The organism is Sphingobacterium micropteri (genome assembly GCF_014692515.1).
GTDB classification, from domain to species: Bacteria; Bacteroidota; Bacteroidia; order Sphingobacteriales; family Sphingobacteriaceae; genus Sphingobacterium; species Sphingobacterium micropteri.
Genome location: NZ_JACOIK010000008.1, coordinates 14,774 through 30,599, shown reverse-complemented (window position 1 = coordinate 30,599; position 15,826 = coordinate 14,774). Strand labels below are relative to the sequence as shown.

General features: G+C 40.2%; 12 protein-coding genes. 7 read left to right on the top strand and 5 right to left on the bottom strand.

The features are described 5' to 3' along the window. Positions 1-5: 5 nt before the first annotated feature. A complete protein-coding gene (locus H8B06_RS11950; protein ID WP_190994514.1) occupies positions 6-1,382 on the bottom strand; it encodes a porin family protein in 1,377 nt (458 codons plus the stop codon). Positions 1,383-1,753: 371 nt separating this feature from the next. Here H8B06_RS11950 and H8B06_RS11945 point away from each other — a divergent pair, with 371 nt between their 5' ends. The 5 genes from H8B06_RS11945 to H8B06_RS11925 all read left to right on the top strand — a co-directional run bounded on the left by H8B06_RS11945 (position 1,754) and on the right by H8B06_RS11925 (position 8,953). Beyond that, positions 1,754-4,756 (top strand): SusC/RagA family TonB-linked outer membrane protein, encoded by a 3,003-nt coding sequence (locus H8B06_RS11945; RefSeq protein WP_190994513.1) that lies wholly within the window; start codon positions 1,754-1,756, stop codon positions 4,754-4,756. A gap of 77 nt (positions 4,757-4,833) precedes the next feature. Further along, on the top strand, positions 4,834-6,471 hold the full coding sequence (locus H8B06_RS11940; RefSeq protein WP_223857645.1) for a RagB/SusD family nutrient uptake outer membrane protein: 1,638 nt from the start codon (positions 4,834-4,836) through the stop codon (positions 6,469-6,471). Positions 6,472-7,396: 925 nt separating this feature from the next. Further along, the gene (locus tag H8B06_RS11935) at positions 7,397-7,870 is read left to right on the top strand and encodes an RNA polymerase sigma factor (RefSeq protein ID WP_190994511.1); all 474 of its coding nucleotides are present in this window, start codon (positions 7,397-7,399) and stop codon (positions 7,868-7,870) included. A 4-nt stretch (positions 7,871-7,874) separates the two neighbouring features. Continuing rightward, positions 7,875-8,417, top strand: coding sequence for a hypothetical protein (locus H8B06_RS11930; protein WP_190994510.1), 543 nt, complete (start codon positions 7,875-7,877; stop codon positions 8,415-8,417). A gap of 317 nt (positions 8,418-8,734) precedes the next feature. After that, positions 8,735-8,953, top strand: a complete 219-nt coding sequence (locus H8B06_RS11925; RefSeq protein ID WP_190994509.1) for a hypothetical protein — start codon at positions 8,735-8,737, stop codon at positions 8,951-8,953. 15 nt (positions 8,954-8,968) lie between these two features. On the opposite strand, the gene H8B06_RS11920 is transcribed toward H8B06_RS11925, so the two are convergent. Then, a complete protein-coding gene (locus H8B06_RS11920) occupies positions 8,969-9,532 on the bottom strand; it encodes a hypothetical protein (protein WP_190994508.1) in 564 nt (187 codons plus the stop codon). A gap of 254 nt (positions 9,533-9,786) precedes the next feature. Between H8B06_RS11920 and H8B06_RS11915 the strand changes: the two genes are divergently transcribed. Further along, the gene (locus tag H8B06_RS11915) at positions 9,787-10,749 is read left to right on the top strand and encodes an RpnC/YadD family protein (RefSeq protein WP_190994507.1); all 963 of its coding nucleotides are present in this window, start codon (positions 9,787-9,789) and stop codon (positions 10,747-10,749) included. Positions 10,750-11,453: 704 nt separating this feature from the next. Continuing rightward, positions 11,454-12,851: a hypothetical protein gene (locus tag H8B06_RS11910; protein WP_190994506.1), complete on the top strand. Its 1,398-nt coding sequence runs from the start codon at positions 11,454-11,456 to the stop codon at positions 12,849-12,851. 270 nt (positions 12,852-13,121) lie between these two features. On the opposite strand, the gene H8B06_RS11905 is transcribed toward H8B06_RS11910, so the two are convergent. From H8B06_RS11905 to H8B06_RS11895, 3 genes are all read right to left on the bottom strand, one after another. Beyond that, positions 13,122-13,583: a hypothetical protein gene (locus H8B06_RS11905; RefSeq protein WP_190994505.1), complete on the bottom strand. Its 462-nt coding sequence runs from the start codon at positions 13,581-13,583 to the stop codon at positions 13,122-13,124. Then, positions 13,580-15,010: a hypothetical protein gene (locus H8B06_RS20670; RefSeq protein ID WP_223857644.1), complete on the bottom strand. Its 1,431-nt coding sequence runs from the start codon at positions 15,008-15,010 to the stop codon at positions 13,580-13,582. The genes H8B06_RS11905 and H8B06_RS20670 overlap by 4 nt, the downstream gene beginning before the upstream one ends. Before the next feature lie 65 nt (positions 15,011-15,075). Next, complete coding sequence (locus H8B06_RS11895; RefSeq protein ID WP_190994504.1) at positions 15,076-15,642, bottom strand: hypothetical protein; 567 nt, start codon at positions 15,640-15,642, stop codon at positions 15,076-15,078. Positions 15,643-15,826 lie beyond the last annotated feature (184 nt).

The following is a 15,826-nucleotide window of genomic DNA, read 5'->3' as shown; positions in this document are numbered from 1 at the left end:
TTTATTTAGAAAATGAAAAACTGTAGTTGCAACCAGCACTGCCCATATGTCTGTTTGTCGAATTTTGCTGTAGCGGTATTCTCTACATTATAACTTCGCGTTGTGTAAGAGAGACGAAGGTTGGTTCCGAAATCGTTGAAAAAATAATTTAACCCTCCGCCAAACACCGATCCGGAGTTCAATTTGTCAAATCGGTCGATGTCCATGGCGCCAGCTTGTATAGATTCTGCTTTCACTTGGTTATTTTCATATTTGACCCAAGGTTGTAGGCGGGCGTTCTTGAAGTAGTATCCCAATTCCAGAAATTGTACCGTTTGTTTAGGAATCAATGTTGCAAAAGAATACTTTTCTGTTGATGTACCTCCAGACATATATTGGAAAGCTGCACTGAATGTAAGGGAGCCGTCACTGGAAACAGGATAATCTAAAAAGAGGTCGCTGCTATAGTTATGGTAACTGCTTTGCGTGTCATATCCAAGGCCCCACGTAAGTAATTTCCGCTGACCAAGGTTAGTACCGGCATAATAGTAGTCTTTATCCTTGTCAAGAAAGTTATAGGCGACTCGTCCAACGTACCGTAAAGGATCTTTATCGTCTACAATGCGACCGGTGAATACGCCGAGTCGATATTCGAATTTATCCTTGAATAGAAATCCGCGCGCATTAACACCTAAATCCCGGCCGAAGTTACCCTGCAAAGGGCTGTCTTCAAACATATTATAGGGGTATTGGAAGTAAGAAAAATCATTAGTTAGCAAAGACGCTGCACTTTGTAGGCCATTTCGATTATTAGAGACGAGCTGTTTTCCCACAACAAGTTGAAACGCATTGGTGAATTCATGCTGATACTGCGCATCTAGAATAATCTGAGATACTTTTACATTTTTTGTACCGTCGGCATTTCTCGAACCAATAATCGAAGGGAGGTCTGTCTCTATAAAAAAACTACCTTTCTTTGATAATTGGCCCCCCACTAATACCCTTGCACGATATAGAGAAAACCCCTTGCCCCATGCCGTTGGTTCCGTTGCAGTTTGCGGTGCCGAATAACCGTCTTGCTGCGCGTAAGCAAACATATGCAGTAATGCGCCAACTTGAATCGATGGCTTAAATATCGTATCACCTGCGGGTTGATGTTCATTGTGTTTTTTATCCAGTAACGTATACTTACGTAGGTTTTCAAGGTCTGAAATATCTAGTGTTGCATTTTTTTTATTTGATGAGTCAGATTTTAATTCAATTTTTGAGTTTTTTATGTCAAAAAAAAATTCTTCTCTTATTTTTTCTATATTATTTGCTACTGAATAGGTGTACAATAGGTTTAAGATGATAAATATTGATAATTTTTTAAGTTTTTTAGTTGTTGTTTTCGATAATTCCATAGTTTTTATATAATAAATATACTTAAGTGGTTGTTTTGTGTGGTCAAATATACTTAAGTATTGTTAAAAACAAAATATTTGAAGTATTATTTTGTTTTATTTTTATATTTATTGGTATGAAATTTATAAAAAATTGGATTTTTAGCGATTTTTTTTGCTTGTTTTAAATTTTTATAGAGGAATTTACTAATATAAACCTCATTTTCTGAGATATTTTATACTATTATGGAGTAAAAGATATGTTCGGTCAAGGAATACTCAACTGTTGGAGAAAAAGTATCATTATATTAAACATTTACATCGGTTCTTTGTTAAATATATCGGATCTGACTTATAAACTATATAAACATTCACGAAAAATTGTAATTAGAATGATTAAACAAACTCTTCAGTCGTTGAGTATCGGTCTTATTGTACTTATTCTTCTACCCATAGGATCGGTACACGCGACGCTTTCCGTGCATAACCGAACACACTTTCCGGTGATTCGTCTGGTAATCCAACAACAGCTTGTTGGGAAAGTCACCGACAATAATGGTGAGCCAATAGCTGGCGCCACCGTGTCGATAAGGGGAAAAACAATGAGCACCGCGACCGGTCCGAACGGGGAATTTCAGCTACCGAACATCGAGAAAAATGATGTCATTGTTATCAATGCTATTGGATATACGACAACGGAAAGGACTTACACGGGTCAAGGCTCATTGGACGTTACCCTTCAAGACGATGCAAAGGAGCTAAGTGAGGTAGTTGTTGTGGGGTATGGGACTATGGCTAAACGAGATTTAACATCCGCGGTATCGTCACTAAATCAAAAAGATTTTGTAGCCGGTGCTGTTTCTCCTTTAATCGCTATACAAGGTAAGGTGCCGGGCTTAAGTATAACATCAACAAATGGTTCGGATCCCAACGCAGGCGTTTCGTTGCAATTACGAGGTGTGAATTCCGTCAAATCTTCGCAGGGACCATTAGTTGTTATTGATGGTGTTCCAGGAGGGGATATCAATTCAGTAGCCAAGGAAGATATTGAGTCCATCAACGTGCTGCGTGATGCGTCCGCTGCGGCAATCTACGGCACAAGAGCGTCCGGAGGCGTAATTTTGGTAACAACCAAGAGAGGGCGCGCAGGAGAAGCGCAGGTTTCATTTACATCCGAATATTTTATGGAGTCCGTTCGAAGACGTCCTCGAGTATTAAGCGCAAGCGAATATGTTGAATATAACCAAGGAACGGACTATGGTTATCAAACAGATTGGTACGATTTACTATTAAACAACAACCCATTTAGCAACAGACAAGTTGCCAATATTAGCGGTGGCTCAGAAAATGCTAACGTTTACGCTACATTTATGTATCGAGATGCAACCGGCATGGCCATCAAATCTAAACGTAAAGAAATTGCTGGTCGGATTAATAGCAACTTTAAGTTTTTTAACGATATCGTTGAGCTGAGCAACAATGTAAGTTACAATGAAGTGAATGCTGGTTTTAATCATACTTTTAATAACCAACCACACGAAAGTGATATTTTTAATCTAGCGCTGACGCTAAACCCCACAATATCTGCATATAACCCAGATGATATTAGCGGGTTTAATGTCATTGAGGGCGGGTATAACCAATGGAATCCCTTAGCGGAGGTTATGCTCCGAAATCACGATCGGCAGTATCGCTATTTATTGGCTAATAGTACCTTAAAAGTTAATTTTACACCATCATTTTATGGAACGGCAACAGTCGGAATTAAAAGTAACTCGGAACATGGTTCTTTTTACCAATCTGCACAACATCGCCTAAGTCGTGAAAATAGTATTGACGGCTTCGCATACCAGGATTACAAGCGTTGGTTGGATCGTGTATTTGATTTGAGTTTTAATTACGAGAAAAAATGGGCTGATCATTCTATCAACGCGGTCGGTGGATACAGCTACCAAGATTTCAATGGTAGAGAATTCAATGCTTCCAACTCTGATTTTCCTGTTGATGGTATTGGGGAGAACGATTTAGGCTCTGGATACTACCTTCCTGATGGGCGAGCGGGGATGGGCTCCAATCGAAACCCTTGGGTGAAGCTTGCCGCTTTTTTTGGCCGTGTTAATTATTCGTATTTAGATCGCTATATCGTCACGGCTACAGCCCGTTACGAAGGCTCTTCTAAGTTCGATCCATCCAATAGATGGGGCTTTTTTCCTGGGATCTCTGCGGCCTGGCGCGTATCGCAAGAGCGGTTTTTACAGGATGTGACATTTATCAATGACCTTAAATTAAGAGGTGGTTATGGAGAAACAGGAAACGAAGGGTTCGATGCAAATGTCGCAAGACGCATGTATAGCGCAGATACCTGGTATCTTAAGGATGGCAAATGGTTCCGTACGTTTGGCGTAAGACACAATCAAAATCAGGATATCAAATGGGAAGTGAAAAAGGAATATAATATCGGTTTAGATTTTTCTGTTTTAAATAATAGATTAAGTGGCCGCTTCGACCTTTACAAAAGAGTTATAGATGACCTAATTTATGATATATCCGTGTCGCAGCCTCCAGCGATCCACGATAAAACAACTATGAATGTCGGAAGCTTACAAAATACAGGCTTTGAATTCGAGCTTACTTATGATGCCATACGTAAGGACGACTTTACATTCACGACATCAATTGTTGCGTCGCAAAACAAAAGTAAACTTGTCAGTCTGTGGGGGAGCCAAACCTTTGAAGATAGAAAGGGATTCCCTGCGCCAGGTTCACCGGGAACAGCTGTACGCTTATATCCTGGCGAGCCTATCGGTAGATTTTATGTTTGGCAATTCGCCGGTTTCACCGATGATGGGTATTGGAAATTATATGATCAAAACAACGAGGTTATAGAAATGAAGAATAGTGCAACCAAATCTTTAAACGATAAAAGATTTATAGGAAACGCGATTCCTTTATTACAGCTTTCTTGGAACAATCAATTTACATATAAGAATTTCGATGCCTCGGTATATATGAGAAGCTGGGTAGGTCATGACGTTTTTAACATGATCAATATGTACTATAGTTTACCCACAGTTCGTGAACAGAATGTACTGCGAGATGCCTATCAGGAGCATAAGGATATCAAAGGAGAGAAAGAATTAAGTGATTATTGGATAGAAAGAGGGACATTTCTAAAAGTTGACGCGCTTAACTTTGGGTATACCTTTCCCACGAGTATGATTAAACCATTGAAGTCTGTACGGCTATACGCGGTAGGTCGAGATCTCTTTACATTTACAAATTATTCGGGTCTAGATCCTGAAGTAAACATTAACGGACTTGAGCCTGGGTTTGAAGAATTAAATGTTTATCCAAAAACCAGAACATTCATGTTTGGTATTCAGGCTAATTTCTAAAATGAAGCAATTATTTTAACGATAAGATTTTTATGAGAATAATAATAACAATCACAGCTTGTTTCAGCTTGCTCCTAATGCAAAGCTGTTTAAAATTGGATCAGGAATTTTATAGTGAAGTTACTCCATCAACCTTTTTCAAAAATAAAAGTGACGTATATGCGGCTTTGTATAGGCCATTTACTCACGCCCGTTGGTATGTGGGTGAAGATCGATGGCGATTGCAGGAATATACTGCGGATAATTTTGCTATCACCACAAAAGGGAGGCACTGGTATAATGGGGGTGAAAATGAACGCTACCATTACCATCGCTGGACACCCGACGACAATTGGATATGGGGAACATGGCGAGGAACGTTAATGGGTGTAGCACTTTGCTTAGACGTGAAGTCCGATTTAGCTCAGTTAGATTACGAGAAGCTTACCATGACGGCTGAAGATCAAGTAGCACATTTGGCACAACTAGACGCGCTAATCGCCTTCTTTTATATGAGAGGATTAGACTACTTCGGCGGAATGCCCATCTTTACCTCGTTAGAGGGAGAGTCATTACCACGAAATACCGATGAAGAACTTTTCAAGCACATAGAGACACTTTTGCAAAATGCAATTGAGGCCCTTCCAGAGAAAGCGCAAGACCAGGAAACGGAAGGCTCACTGTATAAAGTTGCTGCTGCCGCTATGTTGGCACAACTTTACTTCAATGCCGAGTCTTATATCTCCAAGCCCATGTATACCGAGGCGAAAGCTATAGCCACTGATATCATCGATAATAAATACGGAACGTATTCTTTAGACGGCGATTGGAATGGGCCGCATGGTTTCAACAACAACAAATCACCGGAACTTCTTTGGGCTATACCCTCCAAATTCAAATATTTGCAGTATGACTGGTTTTATGCTGATTTCTATCACTATAATACACGCCAATATTTTGATCAAGATATGGGCGGAAATAATGGAGCACATTTAACGCCATCGCGGCAACCAAACGGAAACGTTTATACCTCCTTTAAATTAGGTAAACCATACGAAAAATTTACAGCGGGTGACGTGAGAAAACAACCCTACGTATATAATGGAGGCGACGATTACGAAGGTATGTTTATCATCGGGCCTCACAAAACTCCAGACGGCAGACCTATTAATGGAGGCGAAGAATATAAGGATAAACCCCTCACTTTTGTCGACCAAGTAGGGCGTTTTTCAGAAGTGGGGCCTGATAAAAAATATAATTCAATTGAGCAGTTACCCTCAAAAATGTCAGAAGGGGAGGAAAATACGGGTGTCAGATTGGTGAAAGTTCCGATACCAAATATCGGCAATAACGATAAGAGGTGGGGGGCGTATAACCCTGTGATACGACTAGCCGAAATTTATTATATACTCGCTGAGTGTCATTTCAGAGAAGGAAATCTTGCGGAAGCAGCTTCTTTAGTTAATCAAGTTAGGAAAAGAAATTTTGCTGATCAGGTCGACCCTAATCCGGTCACATCGACTAATTTAGATAAATACAGACTTTTAGACGAGTGGAGCATAGAGTTTTTGGGCGAGGGGCGGCGTAGAACTGATTTAATCCGTTGGAACGCCTTTGTTACAGAATCTTGGTGGGATCATCAACCCAGCCAATCTGCCCATCTTAACCGTTTTCCGGTACCCACACAGGCAATCTCGGGCAATAATAATTTACAACCGAACCCTGGATACAACTAGTGTACAAATACCCACTTAACAAATTATAAAAGGATCATTATGGGATAACAGCGACTAGCCGATTGAGGTTAGTTGCTGTTTCGATTCAAATTCATGTTCTAAAACATTCCCAGGTTCCTTGATTTTGCAGTGGATAGAGAAGTGAGTAATCAGTATTATTACGATGCGGTGCTTTACGATCGGGAGCGTAAAGTTCATTCCTTGGTTCCAACAAATTCTTTGTCCAATAAGACATTTGTTGCCTACACTCCATTCTCTAATAGTAAGAAAACCCGTTACTTTAGTCGTATTAATTTTTCATTAATAACTGAAATGCTATCAAGTATAGCTCGGTTCTGATCTTTTAAGTAGTCGATTTCTTCTTGCATTTTCTGATCTCGTATTTTAGATCTTCCTTCTGGAGATGATGCATTATTGCAGGCAATTAATGAAAGGGAAATAATAAACAATAGTTGTTTCATTTTTTAGTTTATGTCATTAGTTGTGTGATTAAATGAAAACTTACATTCAGTTAGGTCGTGATTGTAAATTTTTGTGTAAATAGCTGTTAAACAGCCTATAAATTTTTAAGCTCCGATATTCTGTGCCTATTGAGTTAATCCAAGTTAGGATAAAATAAAAAATCGGGTTGATCTGTAAGTTTTTGGAGATTTCGACTACCTATAGTACAAAAAAAGAAAATATGAACGGATATATAAAACTTCTTTTTGTTGGCTTTTTAAGCGTCTCACAGTATTGCATGGCTCAAATCGTTGATGATAATAATATCAAATTGTTAAAAGCGTACTTAACAATTCAACAGAAAAGAATTGGTTTTAATGGTGTAAAAGAAGGGAAGCTGAATTTTGAAAAATACTGATGGTCAAATAACTGGTCTTGTAGCAGAAGGTAGAGGTCAAGTTCTTATCTTTAATAAAGAATGAATATGGATGAATCACAATTTTTACACCTTATTAAAGACCATCAGGGAATAATTTACAAAATATGTCAACTTTATCGTGATATAAAAGAGGATCGTGAAGATCTTTTTCAGGAGATTACTTTTCAACTTTGGAAATCCCGTCAAACCTTTAAGAGCGACTCAAAAATAAGCACATGGGTATATCGCATTGCCTTGAATACTGCTATAGCTACATTTCGTAAAAAAAGACATGCAGTGGAATATCTTCCTCATTTGCCGGATTTTCCAGAAGAAACACCCAACGAAGATATGGTTTTAAGGCAAGAGCGCCTATTTGCGGCGTTAAAACAACTTAACGACAGCGATAAGGCCATAGTAACTCTCTATCTTGAAGATTTGAGCTACCAACAAATTGCTGACATAATTGGTATTAGCGAAACCTATGTAGGCGTTAAGTTAAATAGGATAAAGGCAAAAATTCAAAAAATAATATTTTAACAAAATGGAGTTCAACGAATTAAAATCAACTTGGGACGCTGTAAAAACTCCCGCTATTTCAGCTATCAAATTTCAAAATATGCTCTCGGAGAATAAGCATCCCGTCTTGAAAGCTTTAAGAAAACAGTTTGCTATTGAAATAGCAGGATGGTTCATTTTTATAGCCTTCTATTATTCTATGCTTGATGGTGCCGAAAAACCATTGTGGATCAATCTGTTGCTTATTTTTTCAATTCTATTGCCTTTTGTCCATAACTTAATGGGCTATCGTTTGTCAAAGAACCTTGTATATGGTAGCAATATCTATGAATCGTTAAAAAATTTCCTATTCAAAGTTAAAGCTTACGCAATAGTTTCTATAATTTCAAGACAAATCTATTTAATGGGGCTTCTGATATTTTTAACATATGGAACCAACATAGATTCTAATAAATATCTCTCCTTAATTATTATTATCACATTTTTTCTGCTTCAGCTTGTTGTTTTGTTCAATATTTGGAAAAAACGACTGAAAAGTCTTGAAAATACAATAGCGACGTTTTGTTGATATCCAAAAGAAAGTTGTATTAAGAAACGCCTATTTTAATTTACTTCCTACCGCCCAAACCCCCACTTTTCTTCCGTTCAGCCTTTTTCTGCGGGTCTCGAGCACTTATCCAGCTAGGATTATATCCATATAAGTGAGGTAAGATCTGTCGATTTAGAAGCACTACAGATAGAGATGAATCCCGAACTGGACCGCGATATGCGAAGAAATCTAAGAGGTGATGATGTTATAGAAAAGCTTTTGTCATTATTAATGAAAAATCATATCATAGTATTCAGAACAAGAGAATTATCACAAAATATTCGCAAATTAGTAATATGGAAAAGTTGACTATTAATATTCCAGAAACAAAAAGTGCTTTGGTGAAGCAGCTTCTCAAAGAGCTTGGGGTTGTGTTTCAATCTGCTAGTAAGAAGGAAAGTATATCGGATGTTAGGGCAAAGTTGGCCAATATTTCGGTATGGTCAGATAGAGATCTTGAGGTTTTTGAAGAAAACAAGCGAGTATTTGACAAACTTACACCTCCTCAATGGTAGCTGATACAGGGATTTTTATTGAACATCTAAGAGCAAAGGACAAGTTGTCGACCACCCTATATACGGCCTTTTGTCATGTATACCTGTAGAGATTCCCAAACCCACTAATATCATCCATACGATAGCTATATTCTCTCTTCCTTTCAAAATGGGTGCGATATTCCATGATGCCTCATGGATATAGGTGGCTATAGGAAAACATATTAATGATACCCCCGTAATGATCAATAGACTCGACCAGAAATGCTGGAGAGGCAAAATAATATTGGTAAGCAGCGCAAATAGGATTGCACCAAACGCGCAGCCGATGTAGAAAATAATATAACCACCAATTTTTGCTGATAACGTAAAGGTCACAAAGATCGTAACGAAGAATAGTATGATAGAGAGCGATAAATGTAGAAGAATCCCGAACCACTTTTTGCGTATAGATATCAGATCATAGTTCGTGAGAGATACACTTAACGCCATCAATGTTGGGATAATGAAAAATGACCAATCCCACTTGAGCATATAGAGAAATAGGAGTCCGGATAGGGTACAACACAATGTAGTAAATATTATCCTCTTAATATTCATTATTGAATGTCTTTTTGTTGAGCATTGTAATATCTGTTTGCGACTTCGGTGTGAGATACTTTTTTATTTTAACCTAAATCTATATTTACAAACTCCGTTAACTCAAATACTAATCTAGTAAATTTCGGCAACCTTACGGAGAAATCTGCGATGTGACACTCTGAACTTGCTTCGCATATGAAAATGCTCGCTTTTTTGAGCGTAAAATATTATATTTGAGCCGATAACAATTATAACATGCTCCCATATTTATTATGACCAATAAGAAACTATCAAAACCATCTAAGCAAAACGATGAATTGCTCAAAGGAGCTTTTGAAGAGAACTTTGCTGATTTTTTAAGATTTCTCTATCCCAATGCCGATCATATATTTGATTTCTCCAAGAGCATACAGTTCATGGATAAGGAACTGCTGGCGATAGTACCCGACAGGGATCGGAAGAAAGGCAAGCGTGTAGCCGATCTCCTGGCAAAGGTCTGTCTAAAAGACGGTACAGAAAAATATATCCTGCTCAATATGGAGATCGAGGGTGGGCGCGATGCAGAATTTGCAAAACGCATCTATCAGTATAACTATCGCATTTGGGACAGGTACGATATATCTGTAGCGACTATTGCCGTCTATACAGGTAATAGAGACCAACCCAAACCCTGCGAGTACAACCTCGAGGTATTGGATACGTCGATCCGTTTCCAGTATCGGACGTACCACATCTTTGATCATAGTGAGGAAGAATTGTTGGCTATGGACAATATTTTTGCCTTCCTTGTGGTGGCATGCCAAAAAGCATTACTGGAGGGAAAGATACCGGATGAGGAATTAGGTGAAGATAGGTTAACCATCGCCAAGACATTGTTGCGTCATGACTACGATCATGACCGTATCAAGAATTTTCTTATTTTTCTCAAAAATTTTTTGTATATTAATGATGCAGAAATAAATCGTATATTTGATGAACAGATTATAGAATTGTCAGGAGGTACAATCGATATGGGCGTTATAGAAGTAGTAAAAAAACAGGAAAGAGAACAGGGGCGTTTGGAAGAACGTGCCAAAACGGCAAAGCTATTGCGTGAAGAGCGTGCCAAAGCTGAGGCTGAGAAATTAGTCGAAAAAAGGGAGTCCGCAATCAAAATGTTGCAGAACGGATTTGATGCGAAGCTGATTTCTGATATACTTGGGTTGTCTATTGAGGAAATCGAAAAACTGAAATAGTTTTTTAGCCATAAATAATATATAGCACAGGCGCTTTCTGATAAAAGAAGCGCCTGTTTTAATTTACAACCTGAGCTACAATCTTACAGGACGTTTTAACCATCCAAGTGATTAACAATATATAGCCGATCTCGACCAAGATCTGGAAGCCGAAGCATAAATAAAAAGCCTTAGCTTATTTCGTAGCTAAGGCTTCTTTTTCTTGTAACAGCAGATCTTGCCAGATTTGCGTATTAATATTGGTCTTAATCGCCGGTGTATTTTTCATAGCCAAGAGACTACGCTTGATAGCGTCGATCAGTGTTTTCTGTAACTCCCCTGCGATCCGGTATGACGCCAGGATTTTGCCACAGCGGGAAGGACTATAAAGCAGAAGCTTGTTGGATATCGGTAGTTGCTATTTCGATAAGAGATCACTGTTGCTGTGTTCTTCCAAACAGTTAAACAGTTGATCTTTTGCCGAATCGGTACAAACAAGACTGCTAAGATTATAGTATCTCCTACATATATCCCAAAAATTCTATCAAGATACCTTGTTCCACTTTATTATTTTCACGCTTTATAATCCAAACGCTGTGCTTTGTAATTGAATCGCTGATCTTATCTTTTTACGAGATATATTTGAATGGAGGTCCCTATCACATTAGATACAACGAAAGGGAAGGACAGTTCTACTGGTACCGGGGAACGAAAGAAATAAGTGAATGATGAACGTTATTTTTAAGGGAAATATACTGACGGCAACACGGATAGCTATTTACGCCTTACTGTTCATAGCACTGCTGGTGGCTTTGTGCTATCTATATTTCTGGCACTGGAGTTACGCACTGCTGCAGCTCATGGGCTCGTGGCAGGAGTCATCTGTGATTCTACAATTATTGATCGGTAGTTTGACTGTACTGGCTCTCACCCATTTCCTGTTTAGTGGTCTGTTCCCAAATGAGGTGCAGGTGCAGCTGGATGGACAGCAACTGCTAGTACACGACCGGTTTCTTTTCATCAGCATTCCCCTAAGCGAACTCAAACGGGTCAATTTCGTGTATCGACATCAGCAGCTGTGCCGCATCACCATTTATGATAAGAAGAGACGCTACTTGAATGTAGGAGGTATAATAAATGGAATGCCCGAAGCGCAGTTTCAGCCGTTTGTTGGCGAGCTGAAAAGTAAGTTGCAAAAAGAGTTTTCTTTTGAGGTATCAGAGACCTACCAACAAGCATCCAAAATGAATAATCGGCTTTATGACCTGTATGTGCCTGCATACGACCTGAAGGGTAAAAGGAAAAAGAACAAACGATGGATCATTGCGGGGATTTTTAGTTGGCTGGCCGTGGTTGGGCTGTCTGTGTATAGCCTGATGTTGTGGATGGATAACAGTGAAAGTGGTAGGGTACATGGTGATGTGCACGACCAAGATACACTAATGAGTGGACTGGATGCGGATGGGCTGGATATCCGCAGGATAGACCAGTACCTTCTGTACAGTACAGACCATCAGTCTAGACATTTTGTCAATGATATCGCGTTTCCAGATCGAGTGGCTGATCCTATCTGGGGTAGGAAGAGCAACGTCGATTTGTCTCATCTACGTTTGATCCAGGAGAAAAATAGCAGCAGCGCGCACCTGATTTTTTTTGACGGCAGCAGGATGTACTATTATGACGAAAAAGAGAAGGCATTCTACTGCATCAAAACGTTTCGACATCAGCTGACGCTACGCAAACTGGGCGAACGTATCTTTACAGACGGCACGCATGTTTACTTTACCGAAAGGAGAAGACTGGGGACAAGACACCGGAGCGGCAGCTTCAATAGCATAGGGATACAAACGACGCTGTACCGGTTAAAAAACGTATTGACCACGAACTTTAAAAAGGTGGAAAACGGAGACGGCTACGAAATATTTTCGGACGGCGAAAGGCAATACGTCTCGGTACACGGCTACGGAAATAGGTTGTCTATCAGCCGCGGCATTTATTACCTGACCGCAGGTCAAGTGGATAACGTGTATTCCCTGACTAGAGCGGACCTCGCTGACATCCACCAAAAGGAAAAGGTTTTCCATATCAACTCCCGGAATTATCACCCTAAAAGTATGAGATGAAAATAAGCGCTGTATCAAAATATAAAAATGTTGTCACGGAATATGCTGTTTACGTGTTCTTTTTTACGTTATGGAGTGTCCACTTCCTGTACATTTCCTTGGTGACACTTTCCCAATACTACAGTAAGGAGAGGTGTTTATTATCGTTTAGTCCTTAGGTGGCAGCTGGGTACCTACTACGATCCGCGGTACAAGGACCTACAGGATAATTATGTTGCAGAATAGCGTCCGTGGCATGGATGCCGAAGAGGCAAAGGCTTGGTTACGTGATTATTTTGGTAAACCGGTAAGTGAGGAGAAGATGTTATAATTTATAGCCAATAGGGTTAGTGTAGATAAGATTGTTATCGGAAAAAAGGAAAGGTAGGTGACATAATACATTTCTTCGTGAAAAAGATAGGTACTCCACGAAGCTTCCCGCTCCACGAATATGGTATCGTTCCAGAAGAACCAGATAGCGGCCAGCAAGACCCATTGTAAGGCATATTTGATGTATCTGTTCCTGATACGGACGATGAAGAAAAACAGCGTACCCAAAAGCAGCCCTGTCAACAAGGACATGTAAAGGGCGTCCTCGATAAATCCTCGCTCCAGATCGGCACTGGACATGAGATCGGAAAATTGTCCCATAGCCCAATAAATCTGGGTAAATGTGGCCACGGATAATATTATAGCGATAGCCGAAAATCGCTTTAAGATAGTAACAGGACGCTTTTTATTTATCGTACTCATTTCTTTCTCCATTCTTGTTCTGTAAGAGGCTCATTGTCTCGACCCCAAGGACCGTTCCATTCGCCATCGATATAGTATTCGTCGTAATCGGCGGCATCCCACCAGGCCTTGAATTTGGGTAAGCCGAAATAGTTCTGTGCTTTCAGCATCTTACTTTCCTGCGCATTTTCTGTCAGCGACAGGTAATAACGAAGACGCCCCATCATACGAAGGTCGGACCAGCGAAGTCCATTATCTAGTTTTTTATACTTATACTGTTCGGCGAAGTAGACCATATTGGCCACAATTTCGAGTTGCTGCTCGCGGGTAATATCGGGGCGGGTACGCTTGCTGTACGCTCCGCCTCCCATCATATAGTCCAAATATTCGGCCATGTGACCCAGCACCTGCCTGATTTTAGGTTCCGCATCGGGTGCATAATGCTTCTGCAAGAGTTTAAACGTGTTTGCATGAATTTTCACTTTTCCGCTGCAGTCTTTACGCCAGAAAAGGCTTCCAAAATTATCAGGTCTTCCAATCTCTAGAGGCGATTGGGTAATGACCCAATACAATAGTTTGTCGTTGTTTGTCCAACCGAATTTTTTAACGAGACTCTCCATGAAAAAAGCGTCATTTTGCAGCAGCCAATTTAGGCAGCTATTATCTTTGCCGAGTAAAAAACGGTTGCGGTATAACAGTCGAATACGGTTATGCTGGCGTCGTTTGGAGAGGCTGTATTCGTCATGGCGGTTTTCCAGATCCATCCATTTTTCGATATGGACTTTAGTTGCTTTGGCTGCACCTGTAAAGCGATCTGGAAATCGGGCTTCTTTCTCCGCTATTTCGGGGTAGTCGTTGCGGTAATCGATGATTTCCGGAAGGTAGTAAAAGTCACTGATAAAATTCTCTGGCTTGATGATAAACAGTCCATGATGATCGATACCGTCGTTTCTATGGTAAGATGGTTTGGAGTAACAGGGATCAAATAAGTTGACGTAGATGTATGCCGTACTGCTATCTACAGGGATGCTTACGCCAAATATTTCCTTGATCGTATGAGCGAAATCTTCATTATCCCACTCCAGCTGCCCGTTGTTCCAGAGGATGTTTTTTGCCTCAAATGCAAACGCTTTCAGCTCGACCATCGTAAAAGGATCTTTTTGCAGCTCGTGGTCAGCATTGTAAATAGTTGCCCCTTCGATTAATTGCTTTTCCAGTACTTGCTTACTTTGCTGCACGAGCGCTTGAAGTTCGGTATCCTGATGTGTCGAACTAGCCTGTTCGACACTTAGATGCTGGTTTTGTTCCAGCGTGACCGAATCTGTCGGGGATTCGTCCGCCTGTTGTTTGGAAGGATTTCCGCAGGATAGTAGACAAACAAGTAAGAAACTTAGCTGGAGGTATTGTGAAACGCTCCGGGGCATACAAGTCGTGCGTAAAATGATCATAAGTATATATGTCGTGCATGTGGTTATTAACAAACGTCTGGAGCTCCTTTTATTGTCGAAATAGATTATTTGTGTACGCATGACATATGTTCGATCGGTCGATATTCATGGATGAAGTTTCCACTCTTGCTTGCGCCCATAAACAGAATCATTAATGTTTCGGATTCATAACCGTAGAAGCCAATGGAACCATTTTCTAATGGAGCGAGGATGGTTTTGTGTTCATCTAGACTGAAAAAGAGGACGGGGATAGGAATGGTACGGGTTTTATTTTCGAGGATAAGGTACTTGCCACGTTTGCGGACGGGGGTATCAAAACGGGCAATTTGTTGTTCGTCCTGAAAGGCAGTAACCGTCAGGGAATTACTTTTTTCGAGAGTTAGTTGTATGACAGCGTTATCGCCTACCTCTGGTAGATTTTGTTTCTCTTGCCGAAAATGTGCTAGGTTTGTCCACAAAGAGGTTGTGCTCCGATTGGGTGGGATGGGTGTGGGGCTGTTCGCATACATGGCTCCCGAAAACTGTCGAAAAATCACCGCTGGTTTCTCCGAAAATTTATTGGAAAGGCGGCGGGTACTGGTACAGGCAGATAAGGCAATTGCCAGGGTCAAGATAACGTAAATCGATTTCATACTGAATTCCCTTTTTTTGATATAGCACAAGATACTGCAATAAAGTGATGTGCGCATGGTCGGTTTTAGATACGGGATTATCTGTTTACAATCCGTACTGTCGGAGTGTCAGGTAATCGGAATAAACAACTGGACGGTGGTGCCTCCGGTATTATTGCGGATGGTTTCGGTACGGGCATTCTTG

Bases quoted from the DNA above. Each gene is read 5' to 3' on its own strand.
- H8B06_RS11920 (WP_190994508.1), bottom strand. From the start codon at position 9,532: ATGAATATTAAGAGGATAATATTTACTACATTGTGTTGTACCCTATCC.
- H8B06_RS11950 (WP_190994514.1), bottom strand. From the start codon at position 1,382: ATGGAATTATCGAAAACAACAACTAAAAAACTTAAAAAATTATCAATA.
- H8B06_RS11915 (WP_190994507.1), top strand. From the start codon at position 9,787: ATGACCAATAAGAAACTATCAAAACCATCTAAGCAAAACGATGAATTG.
- H8B06_RS11910 (WP_190994506.1), top strand. From the start codon at position 11,454: ATGATGAACGTTATTTTTAAGGGAAATATACTGACGGCAACACGGATA.
- H8B06_RS11945 (WP_190994513.1), top strand. From the start codon at position 1,754: ATGATTAAACAAACTCTTCAGTCGTTGAGTATCGGTCTTATTGTACTT.
- H8B06_RS20670 (WP_223857644.1), bottom strand. From the start codon at position 15,010: ATGATCATTTTACGCACGACTTGTATGCCCCGGAGCGTTTCACAATAC.
- H8B06_RS11935 (WP_190994511.1), top strand. From the start codon at position 7,397: ATGGATGAATCACAATTTTTACACCTTATTAAAGACCATCAGGGAATA.
- H8B06_RS11905 (WP_190994505.1), bottom strand. From the start codon at position 13,583: ATGAGTACGATAAATAAAAAGCGTCCTGTTACTATCTTAAAGCGATTT.
- H8B06_RS11895 (WP_190994504.1), bottom strand. From the start codon at position 15,642: ATGAAATCGATTTACGTTATCTTGACCCTGGCAATTGCCTTATCTGCC.
- H8B06_RS11930 (WP_190994510.1), top strand. From the start codon at position 7,875: ATGGAGTTCAACGAATTAAAATCAACTTGGGACGCTGTAAAAACTCCC.
- H8B06_RS11925 (WP_190994509.1), top strand. From the start codon at position 8,735: ATGGAAAAGTTGACTATTAATATTCCAGAAACAAAAAGTGCTTTGGTG.
- H8B06_RS11940 (WP_223857645.1), top strand. From the start codon at position 4,834: ATGCAAAGCTGTTTAAAATTGGATCAGGAATTTTATAGTGAAGTTACT.